General features: G+C 68.0%; 19 protein-coding genes. 6 read left to right on the top strand and 13 right to left on the bottom strand.

The window, feature by feature from the left end:
• Window positions 1–137: 137 nt before the first annotated feature.
• A complete protein-coding gene (locus GGR46_RS00935) occupies window positions 138–1,406 on the top strand; it encodes a M20/M25/M40 family metallo-hydrolase (RefSeq protein ID WP_183993713.1) in 1,269 nt (422 codons plus the stop codon).
• Window positions 1,407–1,692: 286 nt separating this feature from the next.
• On the opposite strand, the gene GGR46_RS00930 is transcribed toward GGR46_RS00935, so the two are convergent.
• The 3 genes from GGR46_RS00930 to GGR46_RS00920 form a co-directional block, all read right to left on the bottom strand.
• Window positions 1,693–2,703, bottom strand: a complete 1,011-nt coding sequence (locus GGR46_RS00930) for an RcnB family protein (RefSeq protein ID WP_183993711.1) — start codon at window positions 2,701–2,703, stop codon at window positions 1,693–1,695.
• 115 nt (window positions 2,704–2,818) lie between these two features.
• Entirely contained in the window at window positions 2,819–3,304 is a 486-nt protein-coding gene (locus tag GGR46_RS00925) for a GAF domain-containing protein (protein ID WP_183996621.1), read from the bottom strand.
• Window positions 3,305–3,343: 39 nt separating this feature from the next.
• Window positions 3,344–4,150, bottom strand: a complete 807-nt coding sequence (locus tag GGR46_RS00920; RefSeq protein WP_183993709.1) for a DUF2306 domain-containing protein — start codon at window positions 4,148–4,150, stop codon at window positions 3,344–3,346.
• Between the two features lie 54 nt (window positions 4,151–4,204).
• Between GGR46_RS00920 and GGR46_RS00915 the strand changes: the two genes are divergently transcribed.
• On the top strand, window positions 4,205–5,260 hold the full coding sequence (locus tag GGR46_RS00915) for an AraC family transcriptional regulator (protein WP_183993707.1): 1,056 nt from the start codon (window positions 4,205–4,207) through the stop codon (window positions 5,258–5,260).
• Here the strand turns inward: GGR46_RS00915 and arfB are convergent.
• From arfB to GGR46_RS00890, 5 genes are all read right to left on the bottom strand, one after another.
• Window positions 5,257–5,658, bottom strand: a complete 402-nt coding sequence (arfB, locus tag GGR46_RS00910; RefSeq protein ID WP_343057918.1) for an alternative ribosome rescue aminoacyl-tRNA hydrolase ArfB — start codon at window positions 5,656–5,658, stop codon at window positions 5,257–5,259. The two genes, GGR46_RS00915 and arfB, sit on opposite strands and share 4 nt — an antisense overlap.
• Window positions 5,651–6,301, bottom strand: a complete 651-nt coding sequence (locus GGR46_RS00905; RefSeq protein WP_183993703.1) for an RluA family pseudouridine synthase — start codon at window positions 6,299–6,301, stop codon at window positions 5,651–5,653. The genes arfB and GGR46_RS00905 overlap by 8 nt, the downstream gene beginning before the upstream one ends.
• 54 nt (window positions 6,302–6,355) lie before the next feature.
• On the bottom strand, window positions 6,356–7,066 hold the full coding sequence (locus GGR46_RS00900; protein ID WP_183993700.1) for a mannan-binding protein: 711 nt from the start codon (window positions 7,064–7,066) through the stop codon (window positions 6,356–6,358).
• A gap of 196 nt (window positions 7,067–7,262) precedes the next feature.
• A complete protein-coding gene (gene wrbA / locus GGR46_RS00895) occupies window positions 7,263–7,889 on the bottom strand; it encodes an NAD(P)H:quinone oxidoreductase (RefSeq protein WP_183993698.1) in 627 nt (208 codons plus the stop codon).
• Window positions 7,890–7,906: 17 nt separating this feature from the next.
• Window positions 7,907–8,605 carry a pirin family protein gene (locus GGR46_RS00890; RefSeq protein ID WP_183993696.1) on the bottom strand — a complete coding sequence of 233 codons (699 nt, stop codon included), beginning with the start codon at window positions 8,603–8,605 and terminating at the stop codon, window positions 7,907–7,909.
• 99 nt (window positions 8,606–8,704) lie between these two features.
• Here GGR46_RS00890 and GGR46_RS00885 point away from each other — a divergent pair, with 99 nt between their 5' ends.
• Complete coding sequence (locus tag GGR46_RS00885) at window positions 8,705–9,619, top strand: LysR family transcriptional regulator (protein WP_183993694.1); 915 nt, start codon at window positions 8,705–8,707, stop codon at window positions 9,617–9,619.
• Window positions 9,620–9,795: 176 nt separating this feature from the next.
• Window positions 9,796–10,509: a response regulator transcription factor CtrA gene (gene ctrA, locus GGR46_RS00880; protein ID WP_183993692.1), complete on the top strand. Its 714-nt coding sequence runs from the start codon at window positions 9,796–9,798 to the stop codon at window positions 10,507–10,509.
• Between the two features lie 59 nt (window positions 10,510–10,568).
• Here ctrA and GGR46_RS00875 read toward each other — a convergent pair whose 3' ends face one another.
• Together GGR46_RS00875 and GGR46_RS00870 are read right to left on the bottom strand one after the other, a co-directional pair.
• On the bottom strand, window positions 10,569–11,234 hold the full coding sequence (locus GGR46_RS00875) for an HPP family protein (RefSeq protein WP_183993690.1): 666 nt from the start codon (window positions 11,232–11,234) through the stop codon (window positions 10,569–10,571).
• A 1-nt stretch (window position 11,235) separates the two neighbouring features.
• Window positions 11,236–12,891 carry an amidohydrolase gene (locus tag GGR46_RS00870; protein ID WP_183993688.1) on the bottom strand — a complete coding sequence of 552 codons (1,656 nt, stop codon included), beginning with the start codon at window positions 12,889–12,891 and terminating at the stop codon, window positions 11,236–11,238.
• A gap of 126 nt (window positions 12,892–13,017) precedes the next feature.
• Between GGR46_RS00870 and GGR46_RS00865 the strand changes: the two genes are divergently transcribed.
• Window positions 13,018–14,262, top strand: coding sequence for a threonine ammonia-lyase (locus GGR46_RS00865; RefSeq protein ID WP_183993686.1), 1,245 nt, complete (start codon window positions 13,018–13,020; stop codon window positions 14,260–14,262).
• Window positions 14,263–14,873: 611 nt separating this feature from the next.
• Window positions 14,874–15,659, top strand: a complete 786-nt coding sequence (locus GGR46_RS00860) for an arginyltransferase (protein ID WP_183993684.1) — start codon at window positions 14,874–14,876, stop codon at window positions 15,657–15,659.
• Window positions 15,660–15,683: 24 nt separating this feature from the next.
• Here the strand turns inward: GGR46_RS00860 and GGR46_RS00855 are convergent, their stop codons facing one another.
• Genes GGR46_RS00855 through GGR46_RS00845 form a run of 3 tightly spaced genes read right to left on the bottom strand, consistent with a single transcriptional unit; the run spans window position 15,684 to window position 18,666 of the window.
• Window positions 15,684–16,037, bottom strand: a complete 354-nt coding sequence (locus GGR46_RS00855) for a hypothetical protein (protein ID WP_183993682.1) — start codon at window positions 16,035–16,037, stop codon at window positions 15,684–15,686.
• On the bottom strand, window positions 16,034–16,648 hold the full coding sequence (locus GGR46_RS00850; RefSeq protein WP_183993680.1) for a redoxin domain-containing protein: 615 nt from the start codon (window positions 16,646–16,648) through the stop codon (window positions 16,034–16,036). Before GGR46_RS00850 ends, GGR46_RS00855 begins: the two co-directional genes overlap by 4 nt.
• A 14-nt stretch (window positions 16,649–16,662) precedes the next feature.
• Window positions 16,663–18,666, bottom strand: a complete 2,004-nt coding sequence (locus GGR46_RS00845) for a protein-disulfide reductase DsbD family protein (RefSeq protein WP_246425863.1) — start codon at window positions 18,664–18,666, stop codon at window positions 16,663–16,665.
• Window positions 18,667–18,714 lie beyond the last annotated feature (48 nt).

Raw genomic sequence — 18,714 nt, 5'->3', positions numbered from 1 at the left:
GGGGCGGCGGTGCAGCCGCCGACTTCGCTGGCGGCCCCTCCACCATTCGCTGCGCGAATGGTCCCCCTCCCCGAGACAAGCTCGGGGAGGAATTGAGTTGGATTGACCCACCGCCCCTCCCCCGCCACTCTTCCCCCATGCGCATCCTCGCCCTAGCTCCGCTCGCCCTGCTCCTCCCCGTCGCCGCCCAGGCCCAGGAAAAGCCCGACCCCGCCCGGCTCAAGGCAGACGTCGAGAAGCTGGTGAGCTTCGGCACCCGGCACACGCTTTCCGATCCGGACAACCCCACCCGCGGCATCGGCGCCGCACGCCGCTGGTTCGGTGCCGAGCTCTCCAGGATCGGCGACCAGTGCAACTGCATCGAAGTCGCCAACATCGCCCGCACCTTCACCGGTGATCGCGCCCCGAACGGCGTGCAGATCGTCGACGTGCTCGGCTTCCAGGCCGGCACCGACCCCAAGCGCGTCGTCATCGTGATGGGCCATATCGACAGCCGCGTGACCGATGTGATGAACGCCACTTCGGACGCGCCCGGCGCCAATGACGACGGCTCGGGCACCGCACTGGTGCTCGAGGCCGCGCGGATCCTGTCGAAGGAGAAGTTCAGGGCGACGATCGTCTATGCCGCGCTGTCGGGCGAGGAGCAGGGCCTGTACGGCGGCCAGCTGCTCGCCGAGACCGCGAAGGAGCGCGGCTGGACGGTGACCGCCGTCCTCAACAACGACATCGTCGGCAACACCGTCGGCACCAATGGCCAGAAGGTCGCGGATCGGGTGCGCATCTTCTCCGAGACGTTCGGCGAGAATGACGAGCCCAAGGCGCTCAAGGGCCTGCGTGCCGATGGGGGCGAGGATGACGGCCCCTCGCGCGCGCTCGCCAAGGCGATCGACCAGGTCGCCGGCACCATCCCCGCCGGACTCGACGCCTTCCTCGTCCGCCGGCCCGATCGCTTCGGCCGTGGCGGCGATCACACGCCCTTCCTCAAGCTCGGCTATCCGGCGGTGCGCTTCTCGGTCGGCGTCGAGAATTACGACGCCCAGCACCAGGACCTCGTCCCGGGCAAGGGCGACACGGTCGACAAGATGGACTTCCCCTATCTCGCCAAGGTGACCGCGCTCAACGTCGCGACGATCCGCCGGCTCGCCTCGGCACCGGCGGCACCGGACAAGGTGACGATCGGCGGCGCGCTCGCCGCGGATACCTCGGTGAAGTGGTCCGCGGTGCCCGGCGCGGTGAAGTACCGCATCCACTGGCGCCGCGCCGACGCGCAGAACTGGACCGGCCAGCGCGACGTCACCGGCACCGAGACCAGCCTCAAGGGCGTGGTGGTCGACGACAGCTTCGTCGGCGTATCGGCGATCGGCGCAGATGGCAGCGAGAGCCTGGTGACCTTCGGCCGGCGCTGACGCTCGCTTCCTTCTTCTTTCCCCGGCGAAGGCCGGGGGCCAGACTAAGCGTGCGCGGCGAAGAAGCGCCAAGGCACGTGACTTTCAGGACTGGGCCCCGGCCTTCGCCGGGGAAAACCGATTGAAATGTAGGATTTCGCCTGCTCCACACTGATGGATGCAAGCCTTGCGCACCTCACACGTCCAGCGCCTTCGCCAAGTGCGCCCGTGCGGGAGGGAGAATCGGGGCCCCCGTATCGTATGTTTCGTAAACTTCCGCGCGGCGTTCAGCCGCGCGAATCGGCCCTTACCGGCAGCCGCAGACGCAGCACTTCACCACCGGCGCGCGGTAGCGCCGCACCGGTGCCTTGCGCACCACGCGGCGCGGGGCCGTGCGGACATAGGTGGCGCGGCTCTCGATCACTTCCTCGGTCACCGTGGTGGTGGTCGTGGTGACGCCGGGGACGACGATCACGGTCGTGCCGACCGGCGCACCGTAATAGGCCGCGCCCGCCTGATAGCTGCCGCCGCCATAATAGGCCTGGCCCGAGCCGTAATAGCCCTGGACCATTGCCGCCGGCGGTGCACCGATCGCACCGGCCGGCGGCAGACTCCCCCTGGAGTAACCGTCATAATAGTCGTTCGGGTCGACGGACTGGATCGGCTCACCATAGCCGGCGCCCGCGTTCGAATAGCTGTACGAACTGGAATAGCCGCCGCTCGAATCGGCCCAGGCATCGGCATCGGACCAGCCGATCCCGCTCACCGAATCCCACACGTCGCCGCCGTCATCGACGAGCACGGCGTCGTCATAATAGCGGACCCAGAAATAGCCCATCGGCGGCGCGGCAAGGCCCCAGCTCAGATAGTCGGGAATGCGGAAGCCGCTGCCCATCCAGTAATTGGGCAGGTGATGGCCGCGGCCGAGCCGCCGATAGCTGCCCCAGCCGCCTGGCGCCTGGGCCCCGGCATACCAGCGGCCATTGACCATCCCGCCCCAGCGATTGCCGTCATGCCGGGCAACCTGACCATGGCCACGCGGCGGCAGCGCCATCCAGCGGCCATTCTGCCAGACGCGCGGGCCGGCGGTCGGCACGCCCGCGACGGGCGGCGGGCCGGGGATGTGCGGATTATTGGGCGAAACGCGCGGAGGCATCGGCATCGGCACGTTGCGGCCACCGCCATAGGTGCCGCCGGGCGCCGGAATCGGGCCGCGGCTGCCGCCCCATGCGGGGCCGGGCGACGTCACCTGTGCGGCCGCCGGCAGGGTTGCCAGCAGCGCCGTGGCCATCAGGGCCGGCTTGATCAGGTGACGCATCGTTACACTCCTTCGCCATGTCGGAGCTCGCGTTGCTCCGATGGTTGACGAAGAATTAAACCCCGTGCGGCGCCGGCGCCACTTTTGCCTATGCTTAACGGAGTCCCAATCCGGGTCAGCCGACCAGACGGGGACCCAGGATCCGCATCAGCGCCTCGCAGCCCGCCGCGTCGCCGGCATCGAATCGTGCCGGATTGGGGCTGTCGAGGTCGAGCACCCCGATCAGCGCGCCCTGGACGACGATCGGCACGACCAGCTCGGAACGGCTGGCCGCATCGCATGCGATATGGCCCGGAAAGGCGTGGACGTCCTCGACCAGCTGGGTCTCTCGGGTCGTGGCGGCAGCACCACACACGCCCTTGCCGAACGGGATGCGGATGCAGGCGGCCTTGCCCTGGAACGGCCCGAGGACGAGCTCGTCGTTCAAATTGCGATAGAAACCGGCCCAGTTGAGATCAGGCAGATACTGCCAGATCAGCGCCGAGACATTGGCCATGTTGGCGATCGCGTCAGGCTCGTCGGCGGTGAGCGAATCGAGCGCGGCGGCGAGGTCGCGATAGAGCTCGGTCTTGTCGGTGGTTTCGATGTCGAAGGCGTACATGACCGCCATGTAGGCGATCCCGGGCCCGAGCGGGAGGGGTCAGTGCAGCATGCGGGGCAGCCACATCGCCATCACTGCGCCGAAGATGCCGACTCCGGCCGCGAGCGTCAGCGACCCGAACCCCACGGCGGTGGCGAAACGCGAGAGCGGCCCGCGCCGCTCGGCGGCAAGATAGAGCTCGAGCATGGCGAGCGGGGCGAGGTAGCAGCCGAACGCCCAGGCGCGAACGAAAGGACCGTCGAAATCCGGCCCGATGCCCACAGGTCCGCGATTGGCGAGGATCCAGAACATCAGGCCGACGCGGAAGAACCATACGCCGCTCGCCAGCACGAAGGTGCGCAGCGCCCAGCGGCGATGCTCGGCGAAGCGGCGGAGCCGGGCGAAGCGCCAGGCGATGATCGCCGCGCCGACGATCAGCAGCCCGTTCAGGCTGATCCCGATCCGCAGCGACGGCCCACCCGCCGTGCCGCGGGTCCACACCATGTAGAGCCCGCCCAGGCTGATCAGCAGCGCAGTCAGCATGTAGATTCGGCCGTTCCAGCGGTGCAGGCGCGGATGATGGCGGCGGATCCACGGCAGGAGCTGCGCCGGCCCGCCCAGCGTGATGACCGCAGCGAGCAACAGGTGCGCGGCGAGGACGATGTTGCCCGCCAGTCCGCCGGGGACATAGCCGCCGACCAGCACCTTGTTCCATCGCTCGAAATCGCCCGCCATCGCCGCGCGACCATAGAAGCCGGCGATATAGGCGACGAAGGCGAGCTGGCCGATCGTGGCGACCGCGAACCAGAAGATGACGGAACCCCTGAGCGCTTTCACGCTCCAAGCGGCGACTGTCTTATCGGCCATCTTCCCTCCCGGACTTGCCAGCGCAGGCCTACTCCGGCGAGACTGGCCGCGGACATGACCGCGCCGACCCGAAAGCATGATCCTGCGCGCCAGCCGGCACCGACCGTCTCGGCGGGCTATGCCGGCTATCTGTGGCGTTTCGCCGTGACGCGGGGTGCCGACGAAACCGAACTTGCGCTTCGATCGGGGATCGATGCGGCGGAACTCGCCGATCCCGACACCCGGGTGCCCTTCGCCCGCTACCAGGCACTGATGCGCGCGGCGAAGGAACAGTGCCGCATGCCAGCGCTCGCACTGCACCTTGGCGCCGGCAACGACTTCCGCGAATTCTCGGTGGTCGGGCTGATCTGCTACGCCGCCCCGACGATGGGCGAGGCACTGGCCGAGCTCAACCGCTATGGCCGGCTGGTCGCCGAGGTCGATCTGGCGATGGCGGGGCCGCGCTTCCGGATCGAGCAGCGTGACGGCGGCATGTGGCTCACCGATACCCGCGCCGATCCCGATGCCTTCCCGGAGATGACCGAGGCAACCTGGGCGCGCTTCATCGGCGAGACGCGCCGCCACTTCCCCGACGCCCCCTTCGCGCTGGCGGTCCATGTCACGCACGCGGCGCCCGCACATGCCGCCGAGTACGAGGCCGTGCTCGGCGCACCGGTGGTCTTCGGCAGCGCATACAACGCAATCCGGATCGATCCGTCCTGGCTCGGCATCGAACTGCACAATCCCAGCGTCTACGCCTTCGGTGTGCTGAGCGAGCGGGCCGACCGGCTGATGCGCGAGCTGGAGAGCGCGAAATCGATGCGCGGCCGGGTCGAGGCGGTGCTGATCCCGATGCTCCACAAGGGCGATGTGGCGATGGAGACGGTCGCCCGGAAGCTCGGGCTGAGCCAGCGCTCGCTCCAGCGCCGGCTGAAGGAGGAGGATGCGGGCTATGAGGCGCTGCTCGATGCGCTGCGCCACCGCATGGCGCTGAACTATCTGAGTGGCGGCAGGACTTCGGTGAACGAGACCGCTTATCTGATCGGCTTCTCCGACCCCAGCGCCTTCTCCCGCGCGTTCAAGCGCTGGACGGGCACCAGCCCGCGCAGCTGGATGGAGCGGGCAGATTAGTCCAGCCGCACCTTGCCGCGCCCGGCCTTGACCTGGCTCCGGCCCTTCTTCTCGTCCACCCGCCGGGCCTTGGCGGCCTTGCTCGGCTTGGTCTTGATGCGCCGGGCGTCGCGCTCATGCGCCTTCTCGATCAGCTCGATCACCCGCTCCCGGGCGTCGGCGCGATTGGCTTCCTGGGTGCGGAACTTGCGGGCGGTGATCACCAGCTCGCCGCCGCTGGTCAGCTTGGTGCCGGCCAGCGTCTTGAACTTCTGATAGGCATAGGGAGCGAGGCCGAGCTTGAACACGTCGATGCGCAACTGGACGGCGGTCGCCACCTTGTTGACGTTCTGCCCGCCGGGCCCGGTCGAGGCGAGGAACTTCTCCTCCACGATCGCCTCGTCGGGCAGCTCAGCCACGGCCGAAGCCCGCATTGTGAAAGCGCACCGGCAGCGGCGCGGTGGCGTGGATGTCGGGCTTGCCTTCGCGCGGCACGGTCAGCTCGACGGCGTGGAGCATCATCGCCGGGCCGCCGCGGCCATAGACCGGGTCGCCCAGCACCGGCAAACCCAGCCCCTCGGCGGCATGGACGCGGATCTGATGGGTACGGCCGGTCTCGGGATAGAAGGCGACCAGGCTCTTGCCGTCCTTGCGCTCCATCACCTTGTAGCGGGTGACCGAGGGCTTGCCCTTCGGATCGCCGGTCATTCGCCAGCCTTCCTCGCGAGTCGAGACCTTGGCGAGCGGCAGGTCGATGGTGCCGCTCTCCTGCTCGGGCACCCCGTCGAGGATGGCGAGGTAGCGCTTGGTGACGGCGCCCGCCTCGAAGGCCTGGGCGAAGCGCTTCATCGCCTTGGGATTGCGGGCGAGCAGCAGGCAGCCGCTGGTGTCGCGGTCGAGCCGGTGGACCGGCAGCGGCAGGCGCTGGAAGCCGAAGGTCAGTTGGTCGAGCAGGTCCTCGACGCTTTCGGTACGGTCCCGCGGCCGATCGACCGGCAGCCCCGCGGGCTTGTCGATAATCAGAGCTTCGCCATCGATGAAGAGCACGCGATCCTTGAACATCGCCCGCCCATGCCACCGCCGGCGCCGAAGCGCCAGCGGTGGTGGGTTTTCAGCTCAGCGCTGGAAGCGGATCGAGCAGACCGACTGACGGCCCTGCTCGGTGGTGTGCCAGTTGCCGGTCCATTCGGCGCGCATGTCGCGGGCCTTGTTGCGGCACTTGGTCTCGGCGTCGCGCTGGTTCCAGATCGGGCCGACCTCGATGTCGCGGATCACGCCGCCCGAGCCCCAGCCGCCACCGTCACCGGGACGGCCGCCGCCGGGACGATCCCAGCCACCGTCACCGGGACGACCACCGCCGGGACGATCCCAGCCGCCGCCACCCGGACGACCACCGCCCGGACGCCCCCAGCCGCCTTCGCCCCAGCCGCCGCTGTCGCCCCAGCCGTTCGAACGGCGCGGATCGACATCGGTGATGCGATAGAGCAGGCGCGGGCCGCCGGTGCGCGGAATGCCCGAGATCACGCCGCCGCGGATATCGAGGCGCACCCGGGCGCCGCGCGACGGATCATAGAGGTTGACCGCGTCGCGATTGCGGTTGGTCTCGTCGAAGCGGTGGATCAGCGTGCCGTCGTCGGCGAACTCGACCCAGCGGCCGGGACGCGTCTCGACAAAGGCGCCACCGCCCGAGTGGCGGACGCGGCCGGCATTGTTGCCGTCCACCCGCTGCATGGCGGCGGGCGCAACGGGATTCGGTGCCGGAGCGGCCGAGGCGGTGGCGCCCATCAGCGCGGCGGACAAGGCGATACAGGAAATTCGTGCGAGCATGGTTCATTCTCCCCTGGCTGCAACTCCGGGCCTTTTGACCCGATCGACACAGCTGCGCAACGATTCAGCAATGCGCATGGTTGCGTTGGGGCTTTCCGCTTGAACGGCTTTTGAACGCTCGGTTCAGCCAAACGAAAACGGCGGCCTGACCCGAAGGTCGGCCGCCGTCCCTGGAAACCGCGCCAGGAGGGGGAGTTTACGCGGTCTCGGTTTCGCGGTTGGGGACCGCGATCTTGTTGGCCAGCTCGGCAACCTTGCGGCCCTGATAGCGGGCGCCTTCCAGCTCGACTTCGCTCGGCTGACGGCTGCCGTCACCATCGGCGATGGTCGTCGCGCCATAGGGCGAACCGCCCTTCACTTCGTTGACGCCGCCCTGGCCCTGGAAGCCATAGTCGAGGCCCACAACGGTCAGGCCGAAGTGCAGCAGGTTGGTGATGATCGAGAAGAGCGTCGTCTCCTGGCCGCCATGCTGGGTGGCAGTCGAGGTGAAGGCGCCGCCGACCTTGCCGTTCAGCAGGCCCTGGTACCAGACGCCACCGGCGCGATCCCAGAAGCTCGCCATCTGGCTCGACATGCGACCGAAGCGGGTCGGCGAACCCACGAGGATGCCGTCATAATTGGCGAGCTCGTTGACGTCCTCGAGCACCGGATGGCTGTGATCGGCGACGAAACCGGCAGCCTGGGCGACTTCGAACGGCGCCGTTTCGGGAACGCGGCGGACATCCACCACGGCACCGGTGCTGCGGGCACCCTCGGCGACGGCATCGGCCATCTTCGCGAGGTGGCCATAGGACGAGTAATAGAGAACGAGGATCTTGGACATGGTAACTCCCTTCCGTGTTATTCGCTGTCGACCAGGACGATCTCTGCGTCCTCGATCGCGGTGATGGTGTAGGTCTTGCCACTGGTCAGCGCGGCGCCGTCGCGTGCGTCGACACGCTCGCCGTCGATCTCGATCGTGCCGACCGCGGGGACCAGATAGGCGTGGCGATTGGCGCCCACTTCATGGGTGACGCTCTCGCCGGCCTTCAGCGTCGCGCCGAGCACCCGGGCATCGGCCCGTATCGGCAGCGCGTCATTGTCGTCCGCGAAGCCGCTCGCCAGGGTAACGAACTTGCCCGAGCGATCGCCCTTGGGGAAAGGCTTGGCACCCCAGCTCGGCTGGCCACCCCGCTCGCGCGGCATGATCCAGATCTGGAAGAGCGTCGTCGTCTCCGGCTCGAGATTGTACTCGGCATGGCGCACGCCGCTGCCCGCGCTCATCACCTGAACGTCGCCGGCCCCGGTGCGGCCCTTGTTGCCCATCGAGTCCTGGTGCGTGATCGCACCCTGGCGGACATAGGTGATGATCTCCATGTCCTGGTGCGGATGCGGCGGAAAGCCGGCCCCGCCGGCGATCTCGTCGTCGTTCCAGACGCGGAGCGCGCCCCAGTTCATGCGGTTCGGGTCGTAATAGTCGGCGAAGCTGAAATGGTGCCGCGCGTTGAGCCAGCCATGATCCGCATGGCCGAGGCTCGCAAAGGGTCGTTTGTCGATCATGGGGTCTGAACCTCCTGTGTTGAGCAGGAAAATAGGGCGGCAGATCGCACCGTAAATGGAAACGTTGGAAACCGATCGTTTCCGTGTTACGCATCCGGCATGAAGCTACCGGATTTCGAGGCCTGGGCCGTCTTCGCCGCGGTGGTCGAGCACCGCTCCTTCTCTGGCGCAGCCGATGCGCTGGCGGTTTCCAAGGCGACCGTTTCCAAGGCGATCACCCGGCTCGAGGGCCGGCTGGGCACCACGCTGTTCCACCGCACCTCGCGCCGCCTCACGCTCACCGATAGCGGCCGCAGCCTGGCGGACCACGCCCAGCGCATCCTGAACGAAGGCACCGCCGCAGAGGAAGCCGCGTTCGAATCCGCGAGCGCGCCCGCGGGATTGGTGCGCGTGGCGGCACCGCTAACCTTCGGCATTCAGGCGGTGGCGCCGGCGCTGGCCGACTTCATGAAGCTCTATCCGGGGATCAAGGTGGAGCTGCGCCTGTCCGACGCGTTCGTCGACATCGTCGGCGAAGGGATCGACATCGCGCTGCGCATAGCCGAGCTGCCGGACAGCTCTCTGCGCGCGCGCCGGCTTGGCCCCGTGGTGTCGCACATCGTCGGTGCGCCCGACTATTTCGACAAGCACGGCCGCCCGCGCCATCCCGCCGACCTCGCCCATCATGCCTGCTTCGCCTACACCAACACCGCCAATCCGGACGTCTGGCGCTTCCGCAAGGCAGGCGGCGAGGAAGCGGCGGTACGCATTGACGGGCCGATCCGCACCGACAGCGGCGACGCGATGATCCCCGCCCTGTGTGCCGGGCTGGGCGTTGCCCGGCTGCCGGACTTCCTGATCGGGCAGGAACTCGCAAATGGTAAATTGGAAGCCGTGCTGGAGGACTGGTCGGTCAGTGCCGCCGGCCTGCATCTGTTAACCCCTCCGGGCACCTTGCGCCCGGCGCGGGTCGAGGCGCTGATCGAATTCCTCTCCGACCGCCTGCGCAAGACATGCGGAGAATTCCACCGATAGGACTCGACTCCGTAACGGTTCTGAGTCCCCGCATAGGTAGATTCCCTACGACTCGTGGATATAGGCCGGTTAGGAAGAAATTAACCTTTTGCCTTCAGACACGCTTAGGTTAATGAATCGTCCGAGGCATGCCTTTCATTGGGGCAAGGCAGCCTGCGGGCAAGGGGACTTTGACGATGCGCGTGCTGCTGATCGAAGACGAGCCGAGCACTGCCAAGGCGATCGAGCTGATGCTCACGACCGAGGGGTTCAACGTCTATACGACGGACCTCGGCGAGGAGGGCTTGGACCTGGCCAAGCTCTATGATTACGATATCATCCTGCTCGACCTGAACCTGCCCGACATGCACGGGTACGACGTTCTGAAGAAGGTCCGGGTCGCCCGCGTGCAGACGCCGGTGCTGATCCTGTCGGGCATCAACGAGATGGACTCCAAGGTGCGTTCGTTCGGCTTCGGTGCCGACGACTACGTGACCAAGCCCTTCCACCGCGAAGAGCTGATCGCGCGCATCCATGCGGTCGTCCGCCGTTCGAAGGGCCACAGCCAGTCGGTCATCCGCACCGGCAAGCTGGCGGTGAACCTCGACGCCAAGACGGTCGAGGTCGACGGTGCCCGCGTGCACCTGACCGGCAAGGAATATGCGATGCTGGAGCTGCTCTCGCTCCGCAAGGGCACGACGCTCACCAAGGAAATGTTCCTCAACCACCTTTATGGCGGCATGGACGAGCCCGAGCTCAAGATCATCGACGTGTTCATCTGCAAGCTGCGCAAGAAGCTGAGCATGGCCTGCGAGGGCGACAATTACATCGAGACCGTCTGGGGCCGCGGCTATGTGCTGCGCGAGCCGGACGGCGTCGAAGCGCACGAGCCGGTTTCGGCCGTCGCCTGACGCGACACGTTCTACGGGGGTAGAAGAGGCCGCGGTCCGCAAGGATCGCGGCCTTTCCTTTATCGGCGCCCCCGCCGCGCGATCGCATGCCGCTCCGCGGACTCGAGCAGCGCCGCCAGATCCTCGGGGCTGACGTCGAAGCTTTCATGCGCTTCCGCCAGCGCCGCATCGATATCCTCCGCCAGGATGCGGGGATGCGCCGGTGCCGGCACCGGGCGGTGCGGATAGCTGTGCCCCGAGAAGCGGTGGAAGGCGATGCCGGCCAGCACGAGCAGCAGCGCATTGAGCCCCATCGGCACCAGCGCGAAGCCGATCCCCTGGTCCAGCACCGCCGAGCCCAGCACGGCGAGCAGCGCGCAGGCGCCCCCGGGCGGGTGCAGGCAGCGCAGCAGCGACATCAGCACGATCGCCAGGCCGACCGCCAGTCCCGCAGCGATCGCGCCGTGCCCGAGCAGAGCGGCGACACCGAACCCGACCAGGGTCGAGATCGCACAGCCGCCGACCACCGGCCAAGGCTGGGCGAGCGGGCTAGCGGGCACGGCGAAGACCAGCACCGCCGAGGCGCCGATCGGGGCGGCGAGCAGCAAGGCGGCGTGGCTGCCGACCGATAGCGCCGCGACCGCGCCGGTAAGGCCTATACCCAGCGTCGCGCCGAGCGCGGCGACCAGCCGCTCACGCCAATTGGCCCCTGCGAGGAGGCGGAGCTTCAGCAAGGCAGCGGTCATCCTACTTCTTCACATAGACCCGCGCGCCGCCGACCCAGGTTTCGAGCACCTGGGTGCGGCGCAGATCGGCGGGCGCGGCGAGCAGCGGGTCGCGGTCGATAATGATGAAATCGGCACGCATGCCCGGTGCCAGGCGGCCGATCAGGGTCTCGGCGAAGCCCGCCCAGGCGGCACCGGTGGTGAAGCCCGCCCAGCCCTGCTCGCGGGTTACCGCCTCCTCGATCCGCCAGCCGCCGAAGGGCTGGCCGTTGGCGTCGGTGCGGGTGAAGCTCACGGCCCAGCCGGCCCAGGGATCGGGGCTCTCTACCGGATAGTCCGAACCGAAGGCGATGTGGGTGCCGTCCTTGAGCATCGTCTTCCAGGCATAGGCGCCGGCGAGCCGGTCCTTGCCCAGTCGCGCCTCAGCCATGTTCATGTCGCTGGTCTGGTGGACCGGCTGCATCGAGGCAATCACGCCGAGCTTGGCGAAGCGCGGCAGGTCCTTGGGATCGACGATCTGGGCATGCTCGATCCGCCAGCGGCGATCCTCCTTGTAGGTGTCCGACAGCACCTCGACCGCGTCGAGTACCTGCTGGTTCGCGCGGTCGCCGATCGCGTGGACGGCGATCTGGAAATTGTCCATCGCGCCCCGCGCCATCAGGTTGAGCAGCTGGTCGTCGGTGAGGAAGCCCAGGCCCTTGTTCCCCGGCGCGTCGCTATACTCGGCCTTGAGCCAGGCGCCGCGGCTGCCCAGCGCGCCATCGGCATAGAGCTTGATCCCGCCCATGCGCAGCTTGTCGCCATAGAGCCAGGGCGTCGGCCCCTGCCCCGCCACCTGCAGCGCGGTCTCGACGCCGTGCGCGTAGCTCATGATCCGCATGCGGAGCTGGCCGATATCGGCGATGCGGCGATAGGTGAGCCAGTCGTCGGTGGTGGTGCCCATGTCGGCGCTGGCGGTGATGCCGAGCGAGAGCAGCTTGTCCTGCGCGGCGAGGAAGGCGGCGTTCCTCTCCCGGGGCGTGGGCTTGGGGATGAACTTGTCGACCAGCCCCATGGCGCCGTCGACGAACACACCTGCCGGCGCGCCCTTGGCATCGCGCTCGATACGGCCGCCATTGGTGTCCTTGTTCGCGGCGGTGACGCCGGCGATCTGGATCGCGCGGCTGTTCGCCCAGGCGGCATGGCCGTCGACCCGCTCGAGCCAGACCGGGCGATCGCTCACTACCTTGTCGAGATCCGCAGCGGTCGGGAAGCGGCCGAGCTTCCACGTCTCCTGGTTCCAGCCGCCGCCGAGGATCCACTTGGTCGGATTGGCATCCGCATACGCCTTGATCTTCGCCAGCGCCTCGTCGAGCGAGGTGGTGGCCGACAGATCGAGCAGCATCAGCTGCGAACCCAGCCCCATGACATGGCCGTGCGCGTCGATCATGCCCGGCAACAGCGTCTTGCCGCCCATGTCGAGCTTCCACTCGACCTTTTTGGGCCGCTTGTCCTCACGCGTGAGGATCTGGGTGATCTTGCCGTCGCGGTTGAACAGGATGCCGGTGAAGCGGACCACGTCGCCCTTCTCGTCCAGCGTCATGCCGTTGACGTTGTCGATCAGCCCGTCCGCCAGCGCGGCCATGGGAGCGAGGAGGAGGGCGAGCGCGGCGACCGGCCGCAGGAGGCGCTTCAGCATGGCCGCAGGGCATAGGGCCTGTTCCCGCCGCACGCCAGATGGCGCGCCTTCATGCCCAACGAACATGGCTTTCCCCGCAGAAGCGTGGTTTCCCCTCGCCGCCAGATGGTCTAGGCGAACGGAATCATGGCCACCAAGACCCTCCCGGCGAACACGCCGCTCGCCGTTTCGATCGATGACGTTCGTGCCGCGCAGGCGCGCATTTCGGGTCAGATCGTGCGGACGCCGACGCTGGTGAGCAAGACGCTGTCGAACCTGACCGGCGCCACGGTGTATCTCAAGTTCGAGAACCTGCAGTTCACCGCCGCCTACAAGGAGCGCGGCGCGCTCAACACCTTGCTCCAGCTCGACGAGACGGCGCGCAGCAAGGGCGTGATCGCGGCATCGGCCGGCAACCACGCCCAGGGCCTCGCCTATCACGCCAATCGCCTCGGCATCCCCAGCACGATCGTGATGCCCAAGAACACGCCGATCGTGAAGGTGACGCAGACCGAGGGGCATGGCGCGCACGTGATCCTCGAAGGCGAGACCTTCGACGCAGCCTATGCGCACAGCCGCAAGCTGGAGGCCGAGCAGGGCTTCACCTTCGTCCATCCGTTCGACGATCCCCGCGTGATCGCCGGCCAGGGCACGGTCGCGCTCGAGATGCTCGAGGACGTGCCGGAGATCGACACGCTGGTGATCCCGATCGGCGGCGGCGGCCTGATCTCGGGCTGCGCGACGGTCGCCAAGTCCGAGGGACGCGACATCGAGGTGATCGGCGTGCAGGCCGAGCTCTACCCGTCGATGTACAACCGCGTGCACCACACCGAGATGCCCTGCGCCGGCGACACGCTGGCCGAGGGCATCGCGGTGAAGGAGCCCGGCGGCGTCACCTCCAAGCTGGTCGAGGCGCTGGTCGACGACATCGTGCTGGTCAGCGAACGCCGGCTGGAAGAGGCGGTGAGCCTGCTGCTCCAGATCGAGAAGACCGTGGTTGAAGGCGCCGGCGCCGCCGGCCTGGCCGCGCTGCTCTCCGAGCCCCAGCGCTTCAAGGGCAAGACCGTCGGCATCATCCTGTGCGGCGGCAATATCGACCCGCGCCTGCTCGCCTATGTGCTGCTGCGCGACCTCGCCCGCTCGGGCCGGATGGCACGCCTGCGCATCCGCCTGCAGGACCGGCCGGGCGCGCTCTACAAGGTGGCGCAGATCTTCGACCAGCTCTCGGTCAACATCCTCGAGCTGTCGCACCAGCGCATCTTCACCAACCTGCCGGCCAAGGGCCTGAGCCTGGACGTGGAGTGCGAGACGCGCGACCGCGACCATCTCGACCGGCTGATGACCGCGCTGCGCCGCGCCCAGTACGAGGTGCAGCTGGTCGAGCTGGCGTAGGACGATTTCCGGCGGCGCACGGCCGCGGAAGTTTACGAAGCATACGATACGGGGGGCTGTCTTCCCCTCCCATGCGGGTGCCCACGATAGGTGCGGAGCGCGCGCGAGGAAGGAATGGCCTGCATCCGCCAGTATGGAGCAGGCGAAATCCTACATTGCAACTCCCACCGCTCGTCACCCCGGCCTTGTGCCTGGTCCACCGGGAGGCAGTGCCGGATAAGAGCCTCAAGGACAGCCAGCGCGGCACAGTGGCCCCCGACACAAGGCCGGGGTGACAGGTTGGGTTGAGCGGGCCGCCATTCTTCCAAAACAGGGCGACTCGGCAGGAGTCCGCGAGTCGCGACAAACCGACGAAACGAATCGCACGTGCGACGAACCGAGTCGTCGCCGGATTCACACGATTCACCGCCTTCGATATGATCGACGCACCAGGCAAATCTCGCTTTATCGGCGGCGCATCGCGCGGCCCGATGGTTAACGCCCGTCCTCTCCGAGGAAGTGGTGAATCGTTAACTCTCTTTCATGGTAAAGCAGCTTTTCATCGTTCGAGAACCGCAGCATAGTCAGCCTCGTCAGGCCATGGGTACGGCCGGAGCAAAGGGGCATTTGGGGTGACTGCACTTTCCCGTTTTCCGCGGTTCTTCGTCACCAGCCCATCGCCCTGCCCCTATCTGCCGGGCCGCCAGGAGCGGAAGATCTTCACCGAGCTTTCGGGGCTGCACGCAGGCGAGCTGAACGACGCGCTGGGCCGCATCGGCTTTCGCCGCAGCCAGTCGGTCGCGTATAGGCCGAGTTGCGCGGGCTGCACCGCCTGCGTCTCGGTCCGGGTAGTCGCCGACGAGTTCAAGCCCAATGCCAGCCAGCGCAAGCTGCTGCGCCGCCATTCGGACCTGGAAATCACCGCCTGCAAGCCCTGGGCGACCGAGGAGCAGTTCGCCCTGCTCCATCGCTATCTGAGCGCCCGCCACCCGGGCGGCGGCATGGCGGCGATGGACGAGAGCGACTATGCCGACATGGTCGAGCAGTCGCCGGTCAGCTCCTATGTGATCGAATATCGCGAGCCGTCGGTGAACGGCGAGCGCGGCCGGCTGGTCGGCGCGTGCATCACCGACCAGCAGGCCGACGGCCTGTCGATGATCTACAGCTTCTTCCTGGCCGATGAGGAAAGCCGCCCGGGCCTGGGCAATTTCATCATCATGGAGCACATCCTGCGCAGCCAGGCCGCCGGCCTGCCCTATGTCTATCTGGGCTATTGGGTGAAGGGCAGCGAGCGGATGGCGTACAAGACGCGCTATCGCCCGATGGAAGCGCTCGGCCCCAATGGCTGGGCACTGCTGGAAGACGAGGACATGGCTGTTTCCATGCCGGTACCGCAGAGCGCCGCGGCCTTCGCCTGAGGGCGGCCTTTCAACGCGTCGCCGTCACCAGGTATCGCGGATGCAGTTGAAGATGCGGGCCGCACCCTCCCTGTCTACGGGTGCGCCCAGCTTCTGCTGGCACGCAGTCCGCAGGCGGGCGAGCTTGGCCGGATCCTGCCTAGCATAGCCCTGCAGCGCATCGATCATCCACTTGTTATCGGCGATCGCGCGGTCGTTCTCGGCCAGCAGCTTCCCGGGATCGACGGCCTGCTGAGCGTCCCCGGCAGCGAGCAGCGGAACCGATCGGGCAGCGACGTTCGACTGCGCCTGCGACGCGTGCCCATCACGCGCCGCAGGCTGGCAGGCGGCCAGGAAGGCGAAGCAGGCCAGGCCCGCGGCACGCGCGAGCGGGATCAACCGGCGTATTTCACGCTGCAGCCATAGGGGCGCGTCTCGGGCACCGAGACCGGCTTGCCGGCACGCATCTCGGCCAGCGCGGCGAGAACATGATTGCGGGCGCCGGCGATGTCCGCCGTGTCGGCGGTCGGCTTGTCGTCGATCCCGCCCTTGTAGGCGAGCTGGCCCTTGCCATCGATGATGTACAGGTGCGGCGTCGTCTTGGCGCCATAGCCCTTGCCGACCAGCCCCTTGGGATCGAGCAGATAGGCAGTGGGCTTCGCCTTGGCGCCAGCGACGAACTTCTGCGCCTCGGGCCCGGTCATATGGCCTTGCAGGCCGGGCGCGCCCGAGTTGATCGTCAGCCACACCACACCCTGCGCGGTGGCAGCCGCCTGGGTCTTCTGCATGTTGCCACTGCCATAATGCTTCTTCACGAAGGGGCAGCCGGGGTTGTTCCATTCGAGCACCACCGTCTTGCCGCGATAGGCGGAGAGATCGATGACCTTGCCGGTCATGTCGAAGGCGCGGAAATTGGGGACGTTGGCGGCGAGTTCCGGTTCGGCCATCAGCGGCGCGGCGGCGAGGCCGGCCGCGATGACCGCGGCGCCGACCAGCATGCGATGAATCATCTTCGCTCTCCTCTTCAGCCCCCGCTGGCGAGGCTCCGCAACATGTCCTGCGTGAGGATCTGGGGCAGGACCCGCGGCTCGGCCTCGCCGGGCTTGTACCACAGATAGAGCGGCACGCCCGCACGGTTGTGCTTCTCGATGAAGCGGCCGAGCTGCGGATCGCCATTGGTCCAGTCGCCGACCAGCACCGTGACCTTGCCATCGGCCAGAGCCTTCGCAACCGCATCGGTCTCGATCACCGCCTTCTCGTTGACCTTGCAGGTGAGGCACCAGTCGGCGGTGAAATAGGCGAAGACCGGCTTGCCCTGGGCGGTCAGCTCGGCGAGGCGGGCTTCGCTGAACGGCTCGGCGCCGGCCACCGCCTTGGCCTCGGCACCCGCCGGCGCGGCGCTGACAAAGGCGATTCCGCTGATAGCGATTAGCAATAGCGGCGCCGCGGGCAACCAGGCGAGCGCCTTGCCGCGGCGCTGCCGCAGGCCCGTCCACCACAGGCCGAGCGTGGCGAGCAGCGCGGCGGCGAGGCCGATCGTCATGCCGGCGACGCCTGCTTGCTTGCCCAGCACCCAGGCGAGCGCGAGCGCGGTGAGGAACATCGGCACCGAGAGGATGCGACGCAGCGTCTCCATCCAGGCGCCGGGCTTGGGCAGCAGGCGGCGGAAGGCGGGCACGAAGCCGAGCAGCAGGAAGGGCAGCGCGATGCCCAGGCCGAGGCCGCCGAACACGGCGAGCGCCGCCGGCCAGGGCAGCACCAGGGCCGCGCCGAGCGCCGCGCCCATGAACGGGCCGGTGCAGGGGGTCGCGACAAAGGCAGCGAGCGCGCCAGTGGCGAAGGCACCGCCGGTGCCCTTGGACGCGGCACGGTTGACGAAACCCGGCGCCGATAGCTCGAACAGGCCGGCAAGGTTGAACGAGATGCCGGTGACGAGCAGCAGCAGCACCAGGATCACGCGGGGATCCTGAAGCTGGAACGCCCAGCCGAGCGTCGCGCCGCCGGCCCGCAGCGCCAGCAGCCCGCCGCCGAGCGCGAGGCAGACCAGCACCACGCCGGCGGTATAGGCCAGTGCCTCGGCGCGGGGGCTGCCGCCCTCGGCATTGGCCTTGGCCAGGCTGAGCGCCTTGAGGCTGAGGATCGGGAAGACGCAGGGCATGATGTTGAGGATCAACCCGCCGAGCACCGCGCCGAGAAAGGCCAGGATCGCCCCGCTCCACGGCACCTGGGCCGGTGCCGCCGCGCTGGCCGCCGGCACGGTGCCGGACACGGCGCGGACCCAGAAGCCCTGCTTGCCGAACGCCAGCAGCCCCTCGACCGGCCCGGCCGCCTTGAGGCCCGTGGTGTCGACCAGCACGCGATCGCCGTCACGCGTCACCTTCTGGGGCGCGGCATAGTCGAACACGCCGTGCGTGGCGGGGAAGAAATAGCCCTCGCCTTCCGCCTTTGCGGCGGCGGGGAAAGGAACGGACAGGCGCAGCGCCTTGCCCTGGAGCTGGTACTTGCCCTCGGCGCCGAGCGGCCGGGGCAGCGCGGCACGCCAGGCATCGAACTGGGCGCGGCGATCGGAAGCGACGCTGCCGTCGCCGATCTGCAGCGTCGTCGACAGGTCGGCCTTGCCCGGCACGCAGATCGCATCGGTGCAGACGAGATAGCTGAGCTTGAGCCGGATCGGCAGGCTGCCGCTGGCATCCGCCGGGATCTTCAGCGTCACCAGCGGGGCGAAGGGGCCTTCATAGACATAGTTCATCAGTCCGGCGATCGTCAGCCGCTGCGGCACCGGATAGCGGAACTCGCCCACCGTGGCGCCCCTGGGCAGCGTCCATTCGGCGCGGGCCGGCAGGCCGGCATCGCCGGGATTGAGCCAATAGGCGTGCCAGCCCTTTTCGGGGATCGAGGCGAGCGCGAGAATCACCTCGCCGCCCGGGGCCGGGTGGTCGCTCTCGGCTATGAGACTGATCTGGACATGCTGTTGTCCGGGCGCCTGTGCAAAGGCGACTCCGGCAAACAACCAAAACATCAACGCCATCAATCCGAAACGAACCGCCGCCATGGAGCGTCCTTGCCGAGGAAGAGC

It is taken from the genome of Sphingomonas kyeonggiensis (genome assembly GCF_014196745.1).
In the GTDB taxonomy this organism is placed as follows: Bacteria; Pseudomonadota; Alphaproteobacteria; order Sphingomonadales; family Sphingomonadaceae; genus Sphingomonas; species Sphingomonas kyeonggiensis.
Note: the sequence above shows the minus strand (reverse complement) of the source record. Positions and strands in the feature narration are given on the sequence as shown.

Coding starts and splice junctions, on each gene's coding strand:
- GGR46_RS00935 (WP_183993713.1), top strand. CDS start 138: ATGCGCATCCTCGCCCTAGCTCCGCTCGCCCTGCTCCTCCCCGTCGCC.
- GGR46_RS00930 (WP_183993711.1), bottom strand. CDS start 2,703: ATGCGTCACCTGATCAAGCCGGCCCTGATGGCCACGGCGCTGCTGGCA.
- GGR46_RS00925 (WP_183996621.1), bottom strand. CDS start 3,304: ATGTACGCCTTCGACATCGAAACCACCGACAAGACCGAGCTCTATCGC.
- GGR46_RS00920 (WP_183993709.1), bottom strand. CDS start 4,150: ATGGCCGATAAGACAGTCGCCGCTTGGAGCGTGAAAGCGCTCAGGGGT.
- GGR46_RS00915 (WP_183993707.1), top strand. CDS start 4,205: ATGACCGCGCCGACCCGAAAGCATGATCCTGCGCGCCAGCCGGCACCG.
- GGR46_RS00905 (WP_183993703.1), bottom strand. CDS start 6,301: ATGTTCAAGGATCGCGTGCTCTTCATCGATGGCGAAGCTCTGATTATC.
- GGR46_RS00900 (WP_183993700.1), bottom strand. CDS start 7,066: ATGCTCGCACGAATTTCCTGTATCGCCTTGTCCGCCGCGCTGATGGGC.
- wrbA (WP_183993698.1), bottom strand. CDS start 7,889: ATGTCCAAGATCCTCGTTCTCTATTACTCGTCCTATGGCCACCTCGCG.
- GGR46_RS00890 (WP_183993696.1), bottom strand. CDS start 8,605: ATGATCGACAAACGACCCTTTGCGAGCCTCGGCCATGCGGATCATGGC.
- GGR46_RS00885 (WP_183993694.1), top strand. CDS start 8,705: ATGAAGCTACCGGATTTCGAGGCCTGGGCCGTCTTCGCCGCGGTGGTC.
- ctrA (WP_183993692.1), top strand. CDS start 9,796: ATGCGCGTGCTGCTGATCGAAGACGAGCCGAGCACTGCCAAGGCGATC.
- GGR46_RS00875 (WP_183993690.1), bottom strand. CDS start 11,234: ATGACCGCTGCCTTGCTGAAGCTCCGCCTCCTCGCAGGGGCCAATTGG.
- GGR46_RS00870 (WP_183993688.1), bottom strand. CDS start 12,891: ATGCTGAAGCGCCTCCTGCGGCCGGTCGCCGCGCTCGCCCTCCTCCTC.
- GGR46_RS00865 (WP_183993686.1), top strand. CDS start 13,018: ATGGCCACCAAGACCCTCCCGGCGAACACGCCGCTCGCCGTTTCGATC.
- GGR46_RS00850 (WP_183993680.1), bottom strand. CDS start 16,648: ATGATTCATCGCATGCTGGTCGGCGCCGCGGTCATCGCGGCCGGCCTC.
- GGR46_RS00845 (WP_246425863.1), bottom strand. CDS start 18,666: ATGGCGTTGATGTTTTGGTTGTTTGCCGGAGTCGCCTTTGCACAGGCG.